Annotated in this window: 7 protein-coding genes; 6 read left to right on the top strand and 1 reads right to left on the bottom strand. The window is 44.2% G+C overall.

Going from position 1 to position 6,568, the window contains the following annotated elements:
* Positions 1–362 precede the first annotated feature (362 nt).
* Complete coding sequence (locus JC525_RS14420; protein WP_198816443.1) at positions 363–1,415, top strand: MBL fold metallo-hydrolase; 1,053 nt, start codon at positions 363–365, stop codon at positions 1,413–1,415.
* Between the two features lie 21 nt (positions 1,416–1,436).
* Here the strand turns inward: JC525_RS14420 and JC525_RS14415 are convergent, their stop codons facing one another.
* The gene (locus JC525_RS14415) at positions 1,437–2,087 is read right to left on the bottom strand and encodes an MOSC domain-containing protein (RefSeq protein ID WP_198816441.1); all 651 of its coding nucleotides are present in this window, start codon (positions 2,085–2,087) and stop codon (positions 1,437–1,439) included.
* Between the two features lie 117 nt (positions 2,088–2,204).
* Here JC525_RS14415 and JC525_RS14410 point away from each other — a divergent pair, with 117 nt between their 5' ends.
* The 5 genes from JC525_RS14410 to dnaB all read left to right on the top strand — a co-directional run bounded on the left by JC525_RS14410 (position 2,205) and on the right by dnaB (position 6,537).
* Positions 2,205–2,780 (top strand): RNA polymerase sigma factor, encoded by a 576-nt coding sequence (locus JC525_RS14410; protein ID WP_198816440.1) that lies wholly within the window; start codon positions 2,205–2,207, stop codon positions 2,778–2,780.
* Entirely contained in the window at positions 2,773–3,285 is a 513-nt protein-coding gene (locus tag JC525_RS14405) for a hypothetical protein (RefSeq protein WP_198816439.1), read from the top strand. The genes JC525_RS14410 and JC525_RS14405 overlap by 8 nt, the downstream gene beginning before the upstream one ends.
* A gap of 13 nt (positions 3,286–3,298) precedes the next feature.
* Complete coding sequence (locus JC525_RS14400; RefSeq protein ID WP_198816438.1) at positions 3,299–4,300, top strand: DUF4097 family beta strand repeat-containing protein; 1,002 nt, start codon at positions 3,299–3,301, stop codon at positions 4,298–4,300.
* Positions 4,301–4,565: 265 nt separating this feature from the next.
* On the top strand, positions 4,566–5,036 hold the full coding sequence (locus tag JC525_RS14395; RefSeq protein ID WP_198816437.1) for a hypothetical protein: 471 nt from the start codon (positions 4,566–4,568) through the stop codon (positions 5,034–5,036).
* A 115-nt stretch (positions 5,037–5,151) separates the two neighbouring features.
* Positions 5,152–6,537, top strand: coding sequence for a replicative DNA helicase (gene dnaB / locus JC525_RS14390; protein WP_198816436.1), 1,386 nt, complete (start codon positions 5,152–5,154; stop codon positions 6,535–6,537).
* Positions 6,538–6,568: the final 31 nt, after the last annotated feature.

The raw sequence follows: 6,568 nt of genomic DNA, 5'->3' as shown, positions 1-6,568 counted from the left end.
AAGGCCAGCTACTGGAGCTGGCCTAAAAACTGTCAACCTATCTTAGGACGGGTCAGTAAATTTACGTCGATTCGCTTTTTGCCTAAAAGTAACGCGACAGTATATTAAGAGATAGTTCGAGAAGAATGCTTTCGGCGCTTCGTTCGATATTCACACTAACTATTTAAATAGATAAGTCGTCACTAATTGACACTTCACTCAGATACACACATCAACATCTTCTTATCTTCTTGTTACAAATAAAAGGTGGTGAATTGTAACTTGCTGTTTAGACTGTAGACTTCCGCCGCAAAGCTTTAACGAGAAATAAAGGGACTAAACAAGTGAAGCAGTATATTGCCATCTATTTTATATCGACCTGCATGCTTGTTGGGTGTGCAACACCTAATCGAACAACGAGAGTTGACGATAGCAATGCGGTGGTCATTTATAGCGATGGGATTGGCTACGAGGATAGGTTCAGTAATCTTTACGACGACTTCAGTGATTATCCCGTCACGTGCACTAATGATTGCTATCCGGCGTCTGCTGATATCAAGTGTGAAAGCGACATGCAAAACTGTCAGTTCGTTGGTAATAATCCGCAAGTTAACTTACACGCTGGTTTAACCGTTACCTGGTTAGGGCATGCAAGTTTTTTACTTAACACCGCAAGTGGCGAGCAAATACTTATCGACCCTGTGTTTGGGCAGTTTGATTGGCCCGTTAATTGGGCTTTTCGATTGGCGGAGGGGTTCAGCCGCAACGCACCTGCTGAGGTAGGTGAAGACAAACTCGCACAAATCGATGCTGTGGTTTATTCCCATATACACTATGATCATTTTAATAAAGCCGATATTGACGAATTAGGTACAAAACCCGAATATCTTGTTCCGTTAGGTTTCGCAGAGCACTTCCCTAATAGAGGCTACACCATTAAAGAAATGGCGTGGTATACCAGCAAAAACGTAGGCAAAACCTCTATTCACTTCGTGCCTGCCCATCATTTCAGTAACCGAATTTGGGTGCCTTATTTGTACGAGGACGACAATGCTACATTGTGGGGCGGTTGGTTATTTGAGAGTGAAGGAAATACTTTGTTCTTTGCGGGTGATACGGGATATTCACCACACTTCAAAGATATTAAAGCCCGTTTTGGGGAAATAGATGTTTGCCTGTTACCTATAGCGTCTTATTTTAGCGAAACCTCGCCTAAATGGTATCGCAAGGTGCATACTACACCAGAAGATGCCATTGTTGCCGCTCAAGACCTGGGCTGTAAAGCCGTAGTGCCTTGGGGCTATGGAAATGCCAGCTGGATGATGGGAGATAAGACGTCACATTCTGCGCTATTTCGTCTTATGAAAATGAAGAAGCAGCTAAACCCTGCAATGCCTTGGGTTATTTTGAATGAAGGTGAGCGAGCGTCTTTTTAATTTAAGCTAGGGATAAATGGCCTATTTATCCGCAATCTTATCTGCAATTTTTTGGCATTTTCCGCGCCATTCATCGTCAAGCGCCTCAAGTTTCGCTAGCTTTTGAGCCAGTGCTCTGTCGGCTTTCGTATGGGCGCATTGCATTAAGGTGTGAACATTAACGGTATCGTCTTCACGGTGTAGGAGTGTTACTTCGTCGCCAACATTGATGGTTCCGGTTTTAATAACCCGGTAATACCAGCCAGTGATACCTCTTTCGCCCACAAATCTGTCTAAATTCGGAATATTAAACCGCTGAGAAATTTTACTGCAGGGCGCGCGCGGCGAACTCACTTGTAGTTCTACTTCGCCGAATTTCCAGATATCGCCGATATAAACGGTGGCATCGTCCATGCCCTCTACACTGATGTTTTCGCCAATGCTGCCTAGCGAAAATTCGCCTTCAGGAAAATGCTTTCTTAATGTTAGATAGTTGGTCGGGTTGAACTGATGCAGCACTTTTTCCGGTCCACCGTGAAGACGTTTGTTGGCCTGTTGGTCTTCATCGGTTCTGTCCATGTGCACCGTTAACGCATCGACGGGGCTTTTGACAATACTACTCGGTGCCCCACGAGGGCCTAGTGGCTGAGGTTTTCCAGCAAACAGAGCGTTAACAGAAAACGAGGTAGACATGGCATCTCCAAAAAATATTTTTGTGCATTTAAACCTTTGTACTATAGGGTACGACTAACCTTATAACACTAACAAGTGCTAATGCTAATCAGCACCACAAATAACAAAGAGAAAAGAATGGAACACGCACAACAACGTGTTGTACACGCCAATGTGGTGTTTGGTAACAAAAGCGAACATGAGTTGATATCTAAGGTTAAAGAGGGCGATAAACAGGCGTTTCGGTCTCTATACGACAAATATATCGGGCGAGTCTACGCGTTGTGTTATCGGCTAACAGGCGAAAAAGGAATGGCGGAGGATGCCTCGCAAGAAGTCTTTATCCAGCTGTGGAAAAAGCTCGCTAACTTCGATGGCCAAAGCCAATTTTCTACATGGTTACACAGCGTAACGGCGAATATTGCTATTTCCTATATGCGTAAACAGAAGGGATGGGTACAGCGCATGTTTAATCTGGAAAATAGTGGCATTAACGAGATGCCTGCTGAACAGAATAGTACCGATGTGGACTTAGAAGCACTGATCATTCGTCTTCCTGAGCGCGCGAGAATGGTTTTTGTGCTCCATGCACTTGAAGGTTACCGACACGAAGACATTGCCAAAATGTTGAATATGGCCGTGGGCTCAAGCAAAGCGCAATTTTTCCGTGCTAAGCAATTATTGAAAGATTTTATGGGAGTCGATGATGAGTAATTTTGATGACAAGCTTGCTCAGCATATTTCAGAGCTATCGAAAGAGAAGCAGCCCGAGCGAGATCTGTGGCGCGGTATAGAGCTAGGTATAACATCGGCTCAAAATCAAATATCTAATGATGACGTCTCATCATCTACGGTTACATCGAGACAGTGGATGGCGATAGCCGCAAGCGTTTGCTTGGTCACTGTGTTGTGGTTCGCTGCTCCTTTTGCGTTTAACGCTGATGAAAGTCGAAGCGACGGCTATGCCCTTATCGATGCGATGAGTGTGCAGCAACAGCAGCAAGTAAATAGTTTGCTCGCTAGCTATCAAAGTACGCCCGCGCTTACCCAAGACTGGCAGGAGCAGTTGAAAGAATTAGATGATGCTGCTGATGTAATTAAAGCCGCGCTAAAAAACGATCCAGATAACTCAGCATTAATCAAAATGCTGCACCACGTATATCAACAGCAAATTGCCTTAATTGAGCGAGTGCACGCGCCAAAGTGGCAGCAAATTTAATAAGGGTTTAAAGATGATTATAAATACGAAAAACGCAATTTTGCACACGTTTAATACGCCTGTTGGAGCCAAAGTATTACTCTGTACTGCGCTGCTAAGTATCGCCACAGTGGCGTTTGCAGGGGAAAAAGTTGATAAGACGATCGATACATCGTCTTCACCGAAAGTCGACATTGAGCACATTAATGGAAAAGCTGATATTCGAGTATGGGATAAGTCTCAGGTTCGGGTCACCGGTGAACTAGGCGACCAAACTGAAGAATTTGTCTTCGAAAGACGGGGAGATGTTGTGGTTATACACGTTGAAGTTGAGCGTCATTCAAAGAGTTGGTTCAACAAAGGAAAAGATGGCGACGATCTTGTTATCTATATCCCTTCAGCAAGCGATCTTCATTACACCGCAGTTAATGCAGACCTTACTGCAGAGGGTATTACAGAAGCGGTAGACGTAGAAGTCGTAAACGGCGACGTAATTCTTAAAAATATCGGTGAGCGAGTGGAGGTAGAGTCCGTCAATGGCGATATCGTGCTTGAGAATGTGAGAGGTCGATTAGAGGCGGAAACAGTCAATGGTGAAATTGAAGCATCACACTCAGGTAACACGCCAGTTAGCTTTGCGTCGGTAAATGGCAAACTCGACATCACTTCCAATAGCCCAGACGTATCGGTAGAGACAGTGAATGGCCGAATTGATTTATCACTTCAAGCGGTTGATGTACTGCAAATCAATACGGTTAACGGTAGGACTTATGCGAGTTTAGGCCTAAATAAGAACGGTAGCGTGAAAGCAAATTCTGTGGGCGGTGCAATGGAGTTTGTTTTTCAAAACGGTGTATCTGCACAATTTGATATTGAGACTCACGCTGGCGGTAATATTGTAAATAATATCAGTGATGAACAGTCGCAAAAGCCAAAGTATGGCCCGGGTAGCTGGCTACGGTTTATTTATAACGGCGGTGTAGCGAACGTCGATATTTCAACAGTGCATGGGCGCATTGAAATAGATCAAAAGTGAATAAGCTATAGATAGTTTAATTGAAGCTTTAGCTTGAAAAAAACAATTTAAACCATATTTATTGATTAGAAGATGTGGTGACAATTAAAAAGCTGCGCATATAGGCAGCTTTTTATTTTTGTCGCTCATTGATGATGTTTGAACGTTTAATCAGAACTATAACAATACTCGAAAGCTCTATATCTACGTGATTTCTAGTGAACTTTATAGATGGTTTCTACGTTAAACTATCTGATTTTAAAAAGCTTTATGTTTGGAGAGTAGATTGAGTATTGTTGGACACGTCAAAAGGTTTTGGCGATTTCATAGCCTAATCATAGGCGCGTTTGGGATATGCGCGTTAACCTTAGGTTGTGCTGTTAAAGAGCCCGCTTATTACGAAGGGACTTGGGTAGTAACTAAGGCTTATAATGTGGGTATTAGCGCTCATTCAGCAGCCGAAGCAGAGCAGTTTCTTGGCCGCTCTGTCACCTATCAACAAAATGCTGCAAAACTAGATCAGGCCCTCTGTGATTCGCCGGTTTACACATCTCAAAAGATGACGGGAGAAGATTTTTACGCTGCTTTTCGAACATCACCGTCGTCGTTAGACTTCAGTGACGACAAGATTACCCAAGTCGACCTGGCGTGCTCAGATAACCGCGCTATCATTGGATCTACACTGATTTTTCAAGAGAACAGTCACGCCTACACACTCGTTGACGGCACTTTTCTCAAGTTAGAAAAAACGCTTTAAGCCCTGCTGCCTTTTTAGGCTTTCGCAATAAAAGAGCTGCTTCCTTTGTTGAGAGATGTGCGTTAAAAGCGCATAATATCTAACTGACTTTTGTGCATTGGAATAGGTTTTACTTGTGGCGTCTGCGTCTAAAAACGATAAAAGTGTTGAGAAATTGAAGGTTCCACCTCATAGCATTGAGGCTGAGCAATCTGTTCTAGGCAGCATGCTTATCGACCCTGATAGCTGGGATAAGGTTGCAGAACGCGTCACCGATAGTGATTTTTATAATCGTTCGCACCAAATTATCTTTCGCGCAATCACCCGTCTACTTAACAAAAGTCAGCCTATCGATCTGATTACCGTTTCTGAAGAGCTAGAAAAGCACGACGAACTTGAAGATGCCGGTGGTTTTGCTTATTTAGGCGAGCTTGCTAAAAATACACCGAGTTCAGCCAATGTTGCGTCTTATGCGCAAATTATTAGCGAGCGGGCTATTACCCGTGAGCTTATTGGTGTGGCGCACGAAATTGCTGAGGTTGGGTATAATCCGGAGGGACGAGACAGTGCTGATATTCTGGACCTTGCCGAAAGCAAAGTGTTTGAAATTGCAGAGCGCAGAACGGGGGAGAACGAAGGACCTCGCGATGTTGAGTCTGTTCTAGGTAAAACTATCGACCGCCTTGAGGAATTGGTGAAAACCAATAAAGAGGTGACGGGGGTTACAACAGGCTTTACTGACCTGGATAAAATGACCAGCGGTATGCAGCCATCAGACCTAATCATAGTGGCGGCTCGTCCATCAATGGGTAAAACTACCTTTGCTATGAACTTGATTGAAAACGCTATGATGGCAGAAGAGAAGCCGGTACTGGTTTTCAGTCTTGAGATGCCCTCAGAACAAATCATGATGCGTATGTTGGCTTCATTAAGTCGCGTGGATCAAACTAAAATCCGTACTGCGCAGCTCGACGATGAAGACTGGGCACGCATCTCTAATACCATGGCTATGCTGAAAGACAAAGACAGCTTATTTGTTGATGACTCCTCAGGTCTAACGCCTATGGATGTGCGAAGTCGTGCAAGAAAACTCGCTCGCGAACGCGGTGGGATCAGCCTCATCATGGTGGATTACCTACAGCTAATGCGCGTACCTTCACTGAGTGATAACCGTACCTTAGAAATTGCAGAGATTTCTCGTTCACTTAAAGCACTGGCTAAAGAGCTCGAAGTGCCTGTGGTAGCACTTTCGCAGCTTAACCGTACGCTAGAACAACGTGCGGATAAACGACCTGTTAACTCTGACCTTCGTGAGTCTGGCTCAATCGAGCAGGATGCCGACTTGATCATGTTCATTTATCGTGATGAGGTGTATCACGAAAATAGTGAATATAAGGGCATTGCAGAGATTATCATAGGTAAACAGCGTAACGGTCCGATTGGAACCTGTCGTCTTACCTTTCAAGGTCAGTTCTCGCGCTTCGATAACTACGCTGGACCCGCCATAGCCGACGATTATTAGCCCGTTTATTAAGCGGCTAAGTCATGTGCGT

The organism is Alteromonas sp. IB21, assembly GCF_016405965.1.
In the GTDB taxonomy this organism is placed as follows: Bacteria; Pseudomonadota; Gammaproteobacteria; order Enterobacterales; family Alteromonadaceae; genus Alteromonas.
Note: the sequence above shows the minus strand (reverse complement) of the source record. Positions and strands in the feature narration are given on the sequence as shown.